This is a genomic window from Pseudomonas sp. NFACC37-1 (genome assembly GCF_900101575.1).
In the GTDB taxonomy this organism is placed as follows: domain Bacteria; phylum Pseudomonadota; class Gammaproteobacteria; order Pseudomonadales; family Pseudomonadaceae; genus Aquipseudomonas; species Aquipseudomonas fluorescens_AA.
Genome location: NZ_FMUZ01000017.1, coordinates 59,248 through 74,021, shown reverse-complemented (window position 1 = coordinate 74,021; position 14,774 = coordinate 59,248). Strand labels below are relative to the sequence as shown.

Genomic DNA, 14,774 nt, shown 5'->3' with positions numbered 1-14,774 from the left:
GGCGTACTTTCGAGCCAAAATCACCGCCAGCGATAACAAGAACCGAGACCCACGAGGTCGAACGGGGAAGATCACCATGAGTCGTACACCCAGCGACGCCATTACCTGGGGCATGATGCTGCGCAAGCTGCCAGCCATCGCTAGAGCTGTTCCCCGGATCGTCAAGGGCAGGAAGCTGGCCAATGTCCTGGACCCGACCCAACCTTGTGGCCTGGGCTGGTGTTTCGAACAGGCCACCCGACGCAATCCCCAGGGCCCGGCACTGCTGTGTGGCGATACGGTGTTGAGTTATGCACAGGTCAACGCGCAGGCCAATCGCATCGCCCATTACCTGTTGGCCCAAGGCATCGGCAAGGGCGACTGTGTGGCGATATTCGTCGAGAATCGGCCGCAGTTGTTGATCAGTGTGCTGGCGATGGCCAAGGTTGGTGCGGTCAGTGCCATGCTCAACACCTCGCAAACCGGCGATGCGCTGGTGCACAGCCTGGCCCTGGTCAACCCGGTCGCGGTAGTGGTCGGGGATGAGCGGGTCGCGGCGTTCAACGATGTGCGAGCGCGCACCGCATTGTCGAGCGAAAGGACCTGGTGGCTGGCGGATCAGGATGGCGTCGATGTGCCGTCCGGTTTCGTCGACCTGATGGCCGGTTGCGAGGATTACCCGGGCGATAACCCAGCGTGCAGCCGGGAGGTCTTCTGCAACGATCCGTGTTTTTACCTCTACACCTCAGGCACCACCGGGCTGCCCAAGGCCGGGGTGTTTCGCCATGGTCGCTGGATGCGCACCTCCACCAGCTTCGGCCTGATCGCCTTGGACATGCAGCCCGACGATGTCGTCTATTGCACCTTGCCGCTGTACCACGCCACCGGCCTGTGCGTGTGTTGGGGCGCGGCGATCTGTGGCACATCGGGGTTTGCGATTCGACGCAAGTTCAGCGCCAGCCAGTTCTGGAGCGACGTACGCCGTTACCGGGCGACCACACTGGGGTATGTCGGTGAGTTGTGCCGCTATCTGGTCGACCAACCCATTGTTGCCGATGACCGCCACCACGGAGCGAAGAAAATGATCGGCAACGGCCTGCGGCCCGGGGCCTGGTCGGCCTTCAAGACGCGTTTCGGCATCGATCATATCTGCGAGCTGTATGCGGCCAGCGACGGCAATATCGGTTTCACTAACGTCCTGAATTTCGACAACACCGTCGGGTTCTCCCTGATGGGTTGGGAACTGGTGCAGTACGACCATGCCAGCGGCCTGCCGTTGCGCAACCTGCAAGGCCGCATGCAAAAAGTGCCCAAGGGCCAACCGGGCCTGCTGTTGGCGCGGATCGACGAGAAGGCGCCACTGGACGGCTACACCGAGCAAGCCTTGACCGAAAAAACCATCTGCCGGGATGTCTTCGTGCCCGGCGACCGTTATTTCAACACCGGGGACCTGCTGCGCAACATCGGCTTCGGGCATGGGCAGTTCGTCGATCGCCTCGGCGACACCTATCGCTGGAAAGGCGAAAACGTCTCCACCACGGAAGTCGAAAACGTCTTGCTGCAACATCCGCAGGTGGCCGAGGCGGTGGCTTATGGCGTGGAGATCAATGGCACCAATGGCCGTGCCGGCATGGCGGCGATCACCCCGGCCGAATCCCTGGCGACCCTGGACTTCAGCGAGCTGCTGCAATTCTTGCAATGCAAGTTGCCCGCCTATGCCGTGCCGCTGTTCCTGCGCATCAAGGTGAAGATGGACACCACTGGCACCTTCAAGTACCAGAAGACGCGCCTCAAGGCAGAAGGGTTCGACCCGTGCGTCGCTGGGGATGAGCCGGTCTACGCCTGGTTGCCGGGTACCGATACGTACGTGCGGGTGGACCGGCAACTCGCGGTGCGGATTCATGACGGACAATTGCGTTATTGATTCTGGCTATGGCGGGCACAGTGAAAAAAGGGATGACAGCGCCCGGGGCCCTCGCGAAACTAGCCGCTTTGCGAAGAACCGAGTGGAGTTTCCCATGTCCGATACAAGCCGCCAGATGACCCCGGAAGAGGCTGCCGAGTTTGCCGAGCAGGTGTTCAACGTCGCACGCCAGGGCGACGCCGCCATGATGGCCGCGCTCCTGAGCAAGGGCTTGCCGCCCAACCTGCGCAATCACAAGGGCGACACCCTGTTGATGCTGGCCGCTTACCACGGGCATGTGGAAACGGTGAAAGTGCTGCTGGAGCACAAGGCCGATCCGGAAATCCGCAACGACAATGGCCAGAGCCCGATTGCCGGTGCGGCATTCAAGGGCGACCTGGCAGTGGTCTCGGCGTTGGTGGACGGCGGCGCGCAAGTGGAAGGCGCGTCCTTCGATGGCCGTACTGCCTTGATGATGGCGGCGATGTTCAACCGGGTGGAAATCGTCGACTACCTGATCGGCAAAGGTGCCGACCCGAAAGCCAAGGACGCCAACGGTGTCTCGGCCCTCGATGCCGCCAGGACCATGGGCGCGGTGGACACCACGGCGCAGTTGGAAAAGATGTTGGCCTGATCTTCATCCGGGGCCGTGATCCTGGAGTGACGTTGCTCTTGTGGCGAGGGGATTTATCCCCGCTGGGGCGCGAAGCGGCCCTAAAACCTGACAACTCGGTGTGGCAAGCTGTCTTTGGGGCTGCTTCGCAGCCCAGCGGGGATAAATCCCCTCGCCACAAAAGCTCCGGGACCACAGGTTCCTGACTCGACCGTTGTGATGCGCTATCCTGCCCGCCCTCAAAACACCCTTCGCCACAGGATTCACCCCCATGAAAGCCGCCCTCATCGAACTCATCGGCAAAATCAGCTCCGGCTGCCTCGGCGAGGCGGACATCGTGAAAATCGCTGACGAAGCGGCCCAGGCCTACGCCGATCCGACGGCGTTCCTGGCCGCCAACCCCGATATCAACTACGACGACACGTTCCCGATCCCGTTGGGTGAGTGGGTGGTGGTGGGCAGCCTGCCGGACACCGTGCTGTTCCAGGCCGACACCTACGTGGACCTGTTCGAACAGATCGTCGCCTCGTTCGGCCCTGGCGTAGCGTTCAATCTCAAGCCCAAGCAGCTGGCGAAAACCGAAGCCCTGGCCGCGCTCAACCGCATCCAGATACAGATGAGCAGCCTGAACAAGGAAAACGGCGGTTACGTGCTGATGAACTTCAGCCAGTTGCTCGACGATGAAATGCAAATGGTGCTGGTGTACGGCAACGATGTGCCGCGGGTGCTGGAACTGTGTGCCGAAGTCGGCGTCGCCGCCGCGCCGGCCTTGGAAGCTCTCAAGGTCGCGGTCCACGTCTGAAGCAATAAAACGGAACCCTTGCCTGGGGCCCGCTATCCTAAGGGTGCCTATCACCATTTGGGAGCGACACCATGGGTTCCACCTTCAACGGCCTGGTCGGCCTGATTATCCTGGCGCTCGATATCTGGGCGATCATCAATGTGCTCAAGAGTGGCGCGGAAACCGGGATGAAAATTCTCTGGGTGCTGCTGATCCTGCTGCTACCGGTCCTGGGCCTGATCATCTGGGCGATTGCCGGGCCGCGTGGCAACGTGCGGATTTGACCGCTCCATAAAAAATGCCCGGTCGCCTCGAGCGACCGGGCATTTTTTATGGGTGGGGTTTCAGGCCGTGGCCAGGGACGGCTTGCGCGAGGCACTCAAGAAGCGCAGCAAGGCCAACAGCGGGAAGGCGCTGCCGACGATCACCACCCACAACCAGCCGCCGTGCTCGTACACCGCACTGGCAATCGATGAACCGAAGGCGCCGCCGACGAAGATGCTGGTCATGTACAGCGCGTTCAGCCGGCTGCGACTCTTGGCATCGAGGGCGTAGATGGTGCGCTGGCCCAGGACCATGTTCATCTGCACGCAGAAGTCCAGGACCACGCCGGTCACCGCCAGGCCGATCACGCTGTAGAGCGGATGGATGAACGCCGGCAGGAAACTCAGGCTGGCGAACAGCATCGCCAGCAGCGAGGCGTTGCGGGTATGGCCGGCATCCGCCAGGCGCCCGGCGATGGGCGCGGCGATGGCACCGATGGCGCCGACCAGGGCGAATAAGGCGATTTCAGTCTGGGACAGGCCATGGTTGCGTGACAGCTCCAGCGGCACGGCAGTCCAGAACAGACTGAACGTGGCGAACATACAGGCTTGGTAGAATGCCCGTTGGCGCAACAGCGGTTGTTGGCGCAGCAGGGTGCCGAGTGAACCCAGCAGTTGGCCATAAGAGGCGCTATGGTCGGGCTGGCGCTTGGGCACGGTCAGCGCCAGGACGATGCTGATCGCGGCCATCAACGCGGCGGCGATGATGAACATGGCCCGCCAGCCGAAGTGATCGGCCACGACGCTGGAGACTGGCCGCGCCAGCAGGATCCCGAGCAGCAGGCCGCCCATGATCCCACCGACGACCCGCCCCCGGGATTCCTCCGGTGCCAGGTGCGCGGCCAGCGGAATCAGGACTTGCACCGACACCGAACTGAATCCCACCAGCAGCGAGACCAGCAGGAACACATTCGGCTGGTCGGTGAACGCCGCTCCCAACAGGCTGGCAATCGCCACCAGCGTGGTGAGAATCATCAGCCGCCGGTTCTCCAGCAAGTCACCCAACGGTACGAGGAAAAACAGGCCCAGGGCATAACCGATCTGGGTCAGCGAGACGATCAGGCTGGCCATGGTGCTGCTCAGGCCGACATCGGGTGCGATCAGTTCGATGATGGGTTGGGCGTAGTAGATGTTGGCGACAATGGCGCCGCAGCAGAAGGCGAAGAGCAGGACCATGCCGCGGGTCAGGGTGCTGCCGGGCGAGGTGGGTGAATGAGCACTCATGGCAATCTCATCGATCAATTGAAAGGATGGCGCGAGGCTAAAGACTTGTAGGGCTCAGGAACAGGCTTTGCGGCTGATATCAGACATGCTTGCGGTTGATGATGAACGCATCGGGAGCGCGCTGGCGCTGTCTTTGTGGCGAGGGGATTTATCCCCGTTGGGCTGCGAAGCAGCCCCAAATGCAGCCGACGCGATTTGTCTGAAACACAGCAGTGTCCGATTTTAGGACTGCTGCGCAGCCCAGCGGGGATAAATCCCCTCGCCACAGGGCCGCGCATGACTCATTTGTTTTCTTACTGGCCGCTATAGATCTGGTCGAAAATCCCACCGTCATTGAAGTGGGTCTTCTGCACCGTGCGCCAGTCGCCGAAGGTTTTTTCCACGGACAGGAAGTCCACTTTCGGGAAGCGGTCGGTGTATTTGGCCAGTACTGCCGGGTCCCGTGGGCGCAGGTAGTTGGCGGCGGCGATTTCCTGGCCTTCGGGCGACCACAGGTACTTGAGGTAGGCCTCGGCGGCTTCGCGGGAGCCTTTCTTCTCGACGACTTTGTCGACCACGCTGACCGGTGGCTCGGCTTCGGCGGAAACGCTTGGGTAGATCACTTCGAACTGGTCGCGGCCGAACTCGCGGGCGATCATTTCCGCCTCGTTTTCAAAGGTCACCAGCACGTCGCCGATCTGGTTGGTCATGAAGGTGGTTGTCGCGGCGCGACCGCCAGTGTCCAGGACCGGCGCCTGCTTGAACAGTTTGCCGACGAAGGCCTTGGCCTTGTTCTCGTCACCGCCATTTTTCAGCACGTAACCCCAGGCCGAGAGGTAGGTGTAGCGACCGTTGCCGGAGGTTTTCGGGTTGGGCACGATCACCTGCACGCCGTCCTTGAGCAGGTCGGGCCAGTCTTTCAGCGCTTTCGGGTTGCCTTTGCGCACGATGAATACCGTCGCCGAGGTGAACGGCGCGCTGTTGTTTGGCAGGCGGGTGACCCAGTTATCGGGCACCAGTTTGCCATTGTCCGCCAGGGCGTTGATGTCGGTGGCCATGTTCATGGTAATGACATCCGCCGGCAGCCCGTCGATCACCGAGCGCGCTTGCTTGCTGGAGCCGCCGAACGACATTTGCACGGTGATGTTTTCGTTGTGCTCGGCCTGCCAGTGCTTCTGGAAGGCTGCGTTGTAGTCCTTGTAGAAATCGCGCATGACGTCGTAGGAAACGTTAAGCAGGGTCGGGGCGGCGTGGGCCAGACTGCCGAAGGTCAGGCCAGCGGCGAGAAGGGAGGCGCCAAAGAAGTTCTTCACTTACGAATTCCTTTTTATTTGAACGGGGGTTCCGGGCAATTAGCCGGCACACTAGCTGCAAGCCTATAGACCTTCAAGCATCAAAAAGTGCTTTGCTTATTCCAATTTCTTAAACAGTGCATTGCCACAACGGGAGCAGAAAGCGGCGCCGTGGTCGTGGTTGTTTTTGCTGCACACCGGGCAATCGTGCTTGAGCTGGTCACCGCGCATGGCCGTGGCCAGTTCAGCCGTGAAAATACCCGTTGGCACGGCGATGATCGAGTAACCGGTGATCATCACCAGGGACGACACCACTTGGCCCAGGGGCGTCTTGGGCACGATGTCGCCGAAGCCTACGGTGGTCAGTGTCACGATAGCCCAATAGATGCCCTTGGGGATGCTGGTGAAGCCGTGCTCGGGGCCTTCGATGACGTACATCAGCGTGCCGAAGACGGTGACCAGGGTCGAGACGCTGACCAGGAACACGATGATTTTCTGCTTGCTCCCGCGCAGCGCCGCCATCAGGTAGTTGGCTTGCTTGAGGTAAGGGCTGAGTTTGAGTACTCGGAAAATCCGCAGCATGCGGATGATCCGAACGATCAGCAGGTATTGGGCATCGCTGTAGTACAGCGCCAGGATCCCCGGCACGATCGCCAGCAGATCCACCAGGCCGTAGAAACTGAAGGCATAGCGCAACGGCTTGGGCGAGCAGTACAGGCGCAGGCCGTACTCGACGATGAAGATGAACGTGAAACCCCACTCGATAGCCGCCAGCAGGGCCGCATAGTTCTTGTGCACGCTGTCGATGCTGTCGAGCATCACGATCACCAGGCTGGCGAGGATGATCAACAGCAGGGTGCTGTCGAAGCGCCGGCCGGCCACGGTGTCGGTCTGGAAAATGATCACGTAGAGGCGTTCACGCCAGTTGTCGCTGCTTTGCATAACTTTCGCCTGAACCGGAATCAGCGAAGCCTAGGGTGATTGCCCCGTACAGCGCAAGGCGCGATCTCGAGGCTGGCCTGACGCCACGCCCGGCCGGTGGCCTGGATCAGCCAGCAGGCGAGGATGAACGGCGCTGTCAGGGCAGGCAGGCCGAGAGCGGTAAAGCCTGGCGTGAGCATGATTGCCAGGACGATGCCCATCAGCGGCAGCCATGGGCGGCGCTGTTGGCTGAGGGCCAGCGCCACCAATACCGGGTTGTAGCCGCCCAGCCCGGACAGGGCGGTTGCGTTTTCATGCTGCGACAAGGTGAAGGCCAGGCCGACGGCAGAAGCGAACAATGCCCAAGCGCCGGCGCGCCGGTTGGCCAGCAGCAGCCCGGCGGCGATCAGCGCACCGGCCACTGGATGGCCGAGAAACATGACCTGGCCCAGCCCGCTCAAATGAGCGCCCAGCAGGTTGGGCAGGGTCATTTCAATCGAGGTGGCGAGAGGCGGCGGCAGGGTGAATCCCATCAGCAGCCAAGCCAGCCCGACAAAGGGCGCGGTGTAGGCGGGCAGGCAGCGAGGGCCTCGGGTGCGCTTGAGCCATTGCTGGGTGAGCATCGCGCTGAGGCCACCTGCGGCGATGATCAACGGTGGCAACAGGACGGACCAGGGCAACGCAAGGCTCAGCAACAAGCCCAGCAGAATGCCGTTGTAGCTGAACAGTCCGGCTTGCCGGTCGGCCTTGGGGTAACCGCGTCGCTGGGCCGTCAGCAACCCGGCCACCCCGCCGAGCAACGCGCCGCCGAACAGGGCGGGCGCCGTGAGCAGAATCGCCAACAGGCACAGCAGGCCGCACAGCGGATGGCGCTGGAGAAAGACTTGGCTGAAGCCGTTGAGCAGGGCGGTGGCCCAGTCGGGGCAGTGGGTGTCAAAAGACATCAGGCGGTACATCCACATTCGTAGGAGCTGTCGAGCGGAGCGAGGCTGCGATCTTTCCCCTGGCAGTTGAATTTGAGGGCGAAAGATCAAGATCAAGAGATCGCAGCCTCGCTTCGCTCGGCAGCTCCTACCGGGCAGCTAGATCAACGTCTCGATGCGCAGCGAATTGGTCGACCCCGGCTGCCCGAACGGTACGCCCGCGGTGATCAGCAAGGTATCGCCACGCTGGGCCATGCCTTGGGCCTGGGCGATTTCCAGGGCGGTGGAACAGACTTCGTCCACCTGCTTCAACCGATCATTGACCACCGAGTGCACGCCCCAGGCCACCGTCAGGCGGCGGGCGGCCTGCAGGTTCGGCGTGAGGTTGAGGATCGGCACCGTCGGCCGTTCCCGCGCCGCGCGCAGGCTGGAGCTGCCGGATTCGCTGTAGTTCACCAGCACCGCCACCGGCAGGATGCCGCTGATGCGCCGGATCGCGCAGCTGATGGCGTCCGACACTGTGGCTTCGGCTTTCGGTCGGCTGACGTCCAACTGCGCCTGGTAGTCGGGACCGTTTTCCACCTGGCGGATGATCTTGCTCATCATCTGCACGGCTTCAAGGGGGTAATCCCCTGAAGCGGTTTCCGCCGACAGCATCACTGCATCAGCCCCTTCGGCCACGGCGTTGGCAACGTCAGTGACTTCGGCGCGGGTGGGCGCCGGGGAAAAGCGCATCGACTCGAGCATCTGGGTGGCCACCACCACCGGTTTGCCCAGGGCGCGGCAGGTGCCAATGATGTTTTTCTGAATTTGCGGCACGCTTTCGGCCGGGACTTCGACCCCCAGGTCGCCGCGGGCGACCATGATCGCGTCGCTCAATTCGGCGATTTCCCGCAGTTGGGTCACCGCCGACGGCTTCTCGATCTTCGCCATCAGGAACGCCTTGTTGCCGATCAGCGCGCGAGCCTCGCGGATGTCCTCGGGCCGCTGCACGAACGACAACGCTACCCAGTCCACGCCCAGTTCCAGGCCGAAACTCAGGTCGCGCCGGTCCTTGGCGGTCAACGGGCTCAAATCGAGCATGGCCTGGGGCACGTTCACGCCTTTGCGGTCCGACAGCTCGCCGCCGTTGAGCACTTCGGTGTCGATGGCGTCGCAGTGCCTGGCGGTCACGCGCAGGCGCAACTTGCCGTCGTCCAGCAGCAGGTGCATGCCGGGCTCCAGGGCCGCGATGATTTCCGGGTGGGGCAGGTTGACCCGGCGTTGATCACCCGGCGTCGGGTCCAGGTCCAGGCGCAGGGCCTGGCCCCGTTGCAGCAGGACCTTGCCGTCGGCGAATTGACCAACCCGCAGCTTCGGGCCTTGCAGGTCCATCAGGATGCCCAGGGGGTAATTGAGCTGCTGCTCGACGTCACGAATCCACTGGTAGCGCTGGGCGTGGTCGGCGTGGTCGCCGTGGCTGAAGTTCAGGCGGAAGATGTTCACGCCGGCCTGTACCAGCTCGCGGATGTCATCGATGCCACGGGTGGCGGGACCGAGGGTCGCGAGGATCTTGACCTTTTTATCAGGCGTCATGTTTGGGGTTCTCGAGGATCAGGATGGCGCGAAAGTCGTTGACGTTGGTGCGGGTCGGTTCGGTGACGATCAGCGCATCCAGGGCGGCGAAGTAGCCGTAGCCATTGTTGTTATCCAACTCGTCGCTGGCGCACAGGCCCAGTTCGGTGGCGCGGCGATAGCTGTCCGGGGTCATGAGGGCGCCGGCGTTGTCTTCGGAACCGTCGATGCCGTCGGTGTCGCCAGCCAGTGCATAAATGCCGGGATAGCCCTTGAGGCTGTCGGTCAGGCTCAGCAGGAATTCGGCATTGCGCCCGCCACGGCCATCGCCGCGCACGGTGACGGTGGTTTCGCCGCCGGAGAGAATCACGCACGGTGCCGCCAGCGGCTGGCCGTGCAGGGCGATTTGCCGGGCGATGCCGGCATGGACTTTCGCCACCTCTCGGGATTCGCCTTCCAGGTCGCCGAGGATCAACGGGCTGAAACCGGCTTGGCGAGCCTTCACCGCTGCGGCTTCCAGGGATTGCTGGGGACGGGCGATCAATTGAAAGTGGCTGCGCGCCAGGCTCGGGTCGCCGGGCTTGACGGTTTCCGACGCTGGACTGTGCAGCCAGTCGCGTACCGACGCCGGCACATCGATGTGGTAGCGCTGGAGAATCGCCAGGGCTTCGGCCGATGTGCTGGGGTCGGCCACCGTGGGGCCGGATGCGATGACCGTGGCCAGGTCACCCGGCACATCGGAAATCGCGTAGGTGTATACCGTCGCCGGCCAGCAGGCCTTGCCCAGGCGCCCGCCCTTGATCGCCGAGAGGTGCTTGCGTACGCAATTCATCTCGCCGATGGTCGCGCCGGACTTGAGCAAGGCTTTGTTGATCGATTGCTTGTCGGCCAGGGTGATGCCTTCGGCGGGCAAGGCGAGCAGGGCGGAGCCGCCGCCGGACAAGAGAAAGATCACCCGGTCGTCTTCGCTGAGATTGCTCACCAGCCCCAGTACTCGCTGGGCCACGGCCAGGCCTGCGGCGTCGGGCACCGGGTGGGCGGCTTCCACCACTTCGATTTTCTGGCAGGGCGCGCCATGGCCGTAGCGGGTCACCACCAGGCCGGACACTTCACCCTGCCAGCAGCGCTCGACCACTTGCGCCATGGCCGCCGCGGCCTTGCCGGCGCCAATGACGATCACCCGGCCGCTGCGGTCGCTGGGCAGGTAGTGTTCAAGGACGTGGTGCGGATGGGCCGCGTCGATGGCTGTGGCAAACAGCTCGCGCAGCAGTTGTTGCGGATCGACCGACATGGCGGGCTCCCGGAATTTTTGTTGTTAGACGAGGCGACTCGATCACTTGTGGGAGCGGGCTTGCTCGCGAAAGCGGTGTGTCAGTCAATACTTCAGTGACAGGTCGATTGCTTTCGCGAGCAAGCCCGCTCCCACAGGGTTTTATGGTGGTTCAGTTGTCGCGAATCGAGAAATTGGCCATATGCTCCAACCCCTTGATCAGCGCCGAGTGATCCCAGTTGCTGCCGCCAATGGCCGCGCAGGTGCTGAACACTTGTTGGGCGTTGGCGGTGTTGGGCAGGTTGATGTTCAGTTCCTTGGCGCCTTGCAGGGCCAGGTTCAGGTCCTTCTGGTGCAGGCTGATGCGGAAGCCCGGGTCGAAGGTGCCCTTGATCATGCGTTCACCGTGCACTTCGAGGATCTTCGACGAGGCGAAACCGCCCATCAGTGCTTCACGGACCTTGGCCGGGTCGGCACCGTTTTTCGCGGCGAACAACAACGCTTCGGCCACCGCCTGGATGTTCAGGGCGACGATGATCTGGTTCGCCACTTTGGCGGTCTGGCCATCGCCGTTGCCGCCCACCAGGGTGATGTTCTTGCCCATGGCCTGGAACAGTGGCAGGGCGCGCTCGAAGGCGGCGTTGTCGCCACCGACCATGATGCTCAGGGTCGCAGCCTTGGCACCGACTTCACCACCGGAGACCGGGGCATCGAGGTACTGCGCGCCTTTTTCATTGATCTTCGCCGCGAACGCCTTGGTGGCGGTGGGGGAGATCGAACTCATGTCGATCACCACCTTGCCCGCGCCCACGCCCGCCGCCACGCCGTCGGCGCGGAACAGTACGTCGTCGACCTGCGGCGTGTCCGGGACCATGACGATGATGAACTCGGCTTCCTGGGCCACTTCCTTCGGGTTGGCCAACGCCACCGCGCCACCGGCCAGCAGGTCGGCCGGAGCCGCGTCGTGGTGCTGGGACAGGAACAGGCTGTGGCCGGCCTTTTGCAGGTTCAGTGCCATGGGGTGGCCCATGATGCCGGTGCCGATGAATCCGATTTTAGCCATGGGAAAATCCTCTTGTTTTTTTGCTACTTCAGGCAAATGGAAAACTGCTTTTCTGTGGGAGCGGGCTTGCTCGCGAAAGCGGTGTATCAGTCACAGATGTGTTGTCTGGCCCACCGCTTTCGCGAGCAAGCCCGCTCCCACAAGGAAAGATCCGGGTCAGATCGCGTTATGGGTTTTCAGCCAGCCCAGGCCGGCTTCGGTGGTGGTCAGCGGCTTGTATTCACAGCCGACCCAACCCTGGTAGCCGATACGGTCCAAGTGTTCGAACAGGAAGCGGTAGTTGATTTCCCCCGTACCTGGCTCGTTGCGGCCCGGGTTGTCGGCCAGTTGCACATGGTTGATCTCGCCCAGGTGTGCCGACAGGGTCCGGGCCAGGTCACCTTCCATGATCTGCATGTGGTAGATGTCGTATTGCAGGAACAGGTTGGCGCTGCCCACCTGCTCACGGATCGACAAGGCCTGGGCGGTGTTGTTCAGGTAGAAGCCTGGAATGTCGCGGGTATTGATGGCTTCCATCACCAGCTTGATGCCTTTGGCCTGCAACTTTTCGGCGGCGTATTTCAGGTTGGCGACGAAGGTTTTCTCCACCAGGGTTTCACTGCAGTTCTGCGGACGAATCCCCGACAGGCAGTTGACCTGCGTGTTGCCCAGCACCTGGGCGTAGGCGATGGCCAGGTCGACACCGGCGCGGAACTCCTCGACCCGGTCCGGCAGGCAGGCAATGCCGCGCTCGCCCTTGGCCCAGTCGCCGGCCGGCAGGTTGAACAGCACTTGGGTCAGGCCGTTGGCGTCGAGCAAGGCCTTGAGTTCGGCGGAGCTGTAGTCATAGGGGAACAGGTATTCGACCCCACTGAAGCCGGCCTTGGCGGCGGCTTCGAAACGGGCGAGGAAATCCTGCTCGGTGAACAGCATGGACAGGTTGGCGGCGAAACGCGGCATGGTGGTCTCCTGTGAATATTGTGAACGCATCCTTTGTGGGAGCGGGCTTGCTCGCGAAAACGGTGTGTCAGCCGACATCTTTGTTGGAACTGAAACCGTCTTCGCGAGCAAGCCCGCTCCCACACCGGGGGTCAATCGAGCAACGAAATGGCGGTCGGTGCATCGTTGCCCACAAGCGCCAAGTCTTCAAACTCATTGACGGCGTTGATCTCGGTGCCCATGGAGATGTTGGTCACCCGCTCCAGGATGATCTCGACGATCACCGGCACCTTGAACTCCTCGATCATCGCTTGGGCCTGGCGCAGCGCCGGTTGGATACCGGCCGGTTCGAACACCCGCAGCGCCTTGCACCCAAGGCCTTCGGCCACGGCAACGTGGTCCACGCCATAGCCGTTGAGTTCCGGCGCGTTGAGGTTGTCGAAGGACAGTTGCACGCAATAATCCATGTCGAACCCGCGCTGGGCCTGGCGAATCAGACCCAGGTAGGAATTGTTCACCACCACATGGATGTAGGGCAGCTTGAACTGCGCACCCACCGCCAGCTCTTCGATCATGAACTGGAAATCATAGTCGCCCGACAGCGCCACGACCTTGCGGCTCGGATCCGCCTTGACCACCCCCAGCGCCGCCGGAATGGTCCAGCCCAAGGGGCCGGCCTGGCCGCAGTTGATCCAGTGGCGTGGCTTGTAGACGTGGAGGAACTGCGCCCCGGCGATCTGTGACAGGCCGATGGTGCTGACGTAGCAGGTGTCCTTGCCGAACACCTGGTTCATTTCTTCGTACACCCGCTGTGGCTTGACCGGCACGTTGTCGAAGTGGGTCTTGCGCTGCAGGCTGGCCTTGCGTTGCTGGCAGTCCTGCAGCCAGGCGCTGCGGTTTTTCAGCTTGCCGGCGGCTTGCCATTCGCGGGCCACTTCGATGAACACCGTCAAGGCCGAGGCGGCGTCGGAAACGATGCCCAGGTCAGGGGTGAAGACGCGGCCGATCTGGGTCGGCTCGATGTCCACGTGAATGAACGTGCGGCCTTCGGTGTAGACGTCCACCGAACCGGTGTGACGGTTGGCCCAGCGGTTACCAACGCCCAGCACCACATCCGACTTGAGCAAGGTCGCATTGCCGTAGCGATGGGACGTTTGCAGGCCGACCATGCCGACCATCTGCGGATGATCGTCGGGAATGGTGCCCCAGCCCATCAAGGTGGGGATGACCGGGATACCGGTCAGTTCGGCGAACTCCACCAGCAGGTCGCTGGCATCGGCGTTGATGATGCCGCCGCCGGCCACCAGCAATGGACGCTCAGCCTGATTGAGCATCGCCAGGGCTTTCTCGATCTGCACGCGGTTGGCCGCGGGTTTGGCCAGCGGCAGCGGTTGATAGGCGTCGATGTCGAACTCGATCTCGGCCATCTGCACATCGAACGGCAGGTCGATCAGCACCGGGCCCGGGCGGCCGGAGCGCATTTCGAAGAACGCCTTCTGGAAGGCATACGGCACCTGGCCCGGCTCGAGCACGGTGGTTGCCCACTTGGTCACGGGTTTGACGATGCTGGTGATATCCACAGCCTGAAAGTCTTCCTTGTGCATTCGGGCGCGGGGGGCTTGCCCGGTGATGCACAGAATCGGGATCGAATCGGCCGAAGCGCTGTAGAGCCCGGTCACCATATCGGTGCCGGCCGGGCCCGAAGTGCCGATGCACACACCGATATTGCCGGCCTTGGTCCGGGTGTAACCCTCGGCCATGTGCGAGGCGCCTTCAACGTGGCGAGCGAGGACGTGATCGATGCCACCCACCTTCTGCAGGGCGGAGTACAGCGGGTTGATCGCGGCACCCGGGATGCCGAAGGCCGTGTCCACGCCTTCACGGCGCATCACCAGAACGGCGGCTTCGATTGCTCTCATTTTGCTCATGGTTTTGTGCCTCTTACGTTTTGTAATTGTATACAAGTGGCTTTGTGCGGAGTGTATTCATGGCGAACGACGCAGGTCAATCCATTTCCTCAAGCACCTGTTT

General features: G+C 62.4%; 13 protein-coding genes. 4 read left to right on the top strand and 9 right to left on the bottom strand.

What is annotated here, in order from left to right; all coding sequences use genetic code 11:
* The first annotated feature begins 76 nt into the window (after positions 1 to 76).
* From BLP82_RS18185 to BLP82_RS18170, 4 genes are all read left to right on the top strand, one after another.
* On the top strand, positions 77 to 1,903 hold the full coding sequence (locus BLP82_RS18185) for a long-chain-acyl-CoA synthetase (protein ID WP_092170967.1): 1,827 nt from the start codon (positions 77 to 79) through the stop codon (positions 1,901 to 1,903).
* A gap of 94 nt (positions 1,904 to 1,997) precedes the next feature.
* Positions 1,998 to 2,516 (top strand): ankyrin repeat domain-containing protein, encoded by a 519-nt coding sequence (locus tag BLP82_RS18180; RefSeq protein WP_092170964.1) that lies wholly within the window; start codon positions 1,998 to 2,000, stop codon positions 2,514 to 2,516.
* Between the two features lie 250 nt (positions 2,517 to 2,766).
* Entirely contained in the window at positions 2,767 to 3,297 is a 531-nt protein-coding gene (locus tag BLP82_RS18175) for a hypothetical protein (protein ID WP_092170961.1), read from the top strand.
* Positions 3,298 to 3,368: 71 nt separating this feature from the next.
* On the top strand, positions 3,369 to 3,560 hold the full coding sequence (locus BLP82_RS18170) for a PLDc N-terminal domain-containing protein (protein ID WP_003204476.1): 192 nt from the start codon (positions 3,369 to 3,371) through the stop codon (positions 3,558 to 3,560).
* Between the two features lie 60 nt (positions 3,561 to 3,620).
* Here the strand turns inward: BLP82_RS18170 and BLP82_RS18165 are convergent, their stop codons facing one another.
* From BLP82_RS18165 to gcl, 9 genes are all read right to left on the bottom strand, one after another.
* A complete protein-coding gene (locus tag BLP82_RS18165; protein WP_092170958.1) occupies positions 3,621 to 4,823 on the bottom strand; it encodes an MFS transporter in 1,203 nt (400 codons plus the stop codon).
* 293 nt (positions 4,824 to 5,116) lie between these two features.
* Positions 5,117 to 6,115 carry a sulfate ABC transporter substrate-binding protein gene (locus BLP82_RS18160; protein ID WP_092170954.1) on the bottom strand — a complete coding sequence of 333 codons (999 nt, stop codon included), beginning with the start codon at positions 6,113 to 6,115 and terminating at the stop codon, positions 5,117 to 5,119.
* Between the two features lie 96 nt (positions 6,116 to 6,211).
* Positions 6,212 to 7,036 (bottom strand): ion transporter, encoded by an 825-nt coding sequence (locus BLP82_RS18155; RefSeq protein ID WP_072406483.1) that lies wholly within the window; start codon positions 7,034 to 7,036, stop codon positions 6,212 to 6,214.
* A gap of 20 nt (positions 7,037 to 7,056) precedes the next feature.
* Entirely contained in the window at positions 7,057 to 7,959 is a 903-nt protein-coding gene (locus tag BLP82_RS18150) for an urea transporter (protein WP_092171199.1), read from the bottom strand.
* A 138-nt stretch (positions 7,960 to 8,097) separates the two neighbouring features.
* Entirely contained in the window at positions 8,098 to 9,513 is a 1,416-nt protein-coding gene (gene pyk, locus BLP82_RS18145; RefSeq protein WP_092170951.1) for a pyruvate kinase, read from the bottom strand.
* Positions 9,503 to 10,783, bottom strand: coding sequence for a glycerate kinase type-2 family protein (locus BLP82_RS18140; protein ID WP_092170947.1), 1,281 nt, complete (start codon positions 10,781 to 10,783; stop codon positions 9,503 to 9,505). Before BLP82_RS18140 ends, pyk begins: the two co-directional genes overlap by 11 nt.
* A gap of 151 nt (positions 10,784 to 10,934) precedes the next feature.
* A complete protein-coding gene (locus BLP82_RS18135; protein WP_092170942.1) occupies positions 10,935 to 11,825 on the bottom strand; it encodes a 2-hydroxy-3-oxopropionate reductase in 891 nt (296 codons plus the stop codon).
* 156 nt (positions 11,826 to 11,981) lie between these two features.
* Complete coding sequence (gene hyi / locus BLP82_RS18130) at positions 11,982 to 12,764, bottom strand: hydroxypyruvate isomerase (protein ID WP_060741148.1); 783 nt, start codon at positions 12,762 to 12,764, stop codon at positions 11,982 to 11,984.
* A gap of 131 nt (positions 12,765 to 12,895) precedes the next feature.
* Entirely contained in the window at positions 12,896 to 14,671 is a 1,776-nt protein-coding gene (gcl, locus tag BLP82_RS18125; RefSeq protein WP_060741149.1) for a glyoxylate carboligase, read from the bottom strand.
* Positions 14,672 to 14,774 lie beyond the last annotated feature (103 nt).

What these genes read in the sequence shown, in the direction of transcription:
- BLP82_RS18185 (WP_092170967.1), top strand. Translation starts at nt 77, where the DNA reads ATGAGTCGTACACCCAGCGACGCCATTACCTGGGGCATGATGCTGCGC.
- BLP82_RS18180 (WP_092170964.1), top strand. Translation starts at nt 1,998, where the DNA reads ATGTCCGATACAAGCCGCCAGATGACCCCGGAAGAGGCTGCCGAGTTT.
- BLP82_RS18175 (WP_092170961.1), top strand. Translation starts at nt 2,767, where the DNA reads ATGAAAGCCGCCCTCATCGAACTCATCGGCAAAATCAGCTCCGGCTGC.
- BLP82_RS18170 (WP_003204476.1), top strand. Translation starts at nt 3,369, where the DNA reads ATGGGTTCCACCTTCAACGGCCTGGTCGGCCTGATTATCCTGGCGCTC.
- BLP82_RS18165 (WP_092170958.1), bottom strand. Translation starts at nt 4,823, where the DNA reads ATGAGTGCTCATTCACCCACCTCGCCCGGCAGCACCCTGACCCGCGGC.
- BLP82_RS18155 (WP_072406483.1), bottom strand. Translation starts at nt 7,036, where the DNA reads ATGCAAAGCAGCGACAACTGGCGTGAACGCCTCTACGTGATCATTTTC.
- BLP82_RS18150 (WP_092171199.1), bottom strand. Translation starts at nt 7,959, where the DNA reads ATGTCTTTTGACACCCACTGCCCCGACTGGGCCACCGCCCTGCTCAAC.
- pyk (WP_092170951.1), bottom strand. Translation starts at nt 9,513, where the DNA reads ATGACGCCTGATAAAAAGGTCAAGATCCTCGCGACCCTCGGTCCCGCC.
- BLP82_RS18140 (WP_092170947.1), bottom strand. Translation starts at nt 10,783, where the DNA reads ATGTCGGTCGATCCGCAACAACTGCTGCGCGAGCTGTTTGCCACAGCC.
- BLP82_RS18135 (WP_092170942.1), bottom strand. Translation starts at nt 11,825, where the DNA reads ATGGCTAAAATCGGATTCATCGGCACCGGCATCATGGGCCACCCCATG.
- hyi (WP_060741148.1), bottom strand. Translation starts at nt 12,764, where the DNA reads ATGCCGCGTTTCGCCGCCAACCTGTCCATGCTGTTCACCGAGCAGGAT.
- gcl (WP_060741149.1), bottom strand. Translation starts at nt 14,671, where the DNA reads ATGAGCAAAATGAGAGCAATCGAAGCCGCCGTTCTGGTGATGCGCCGT.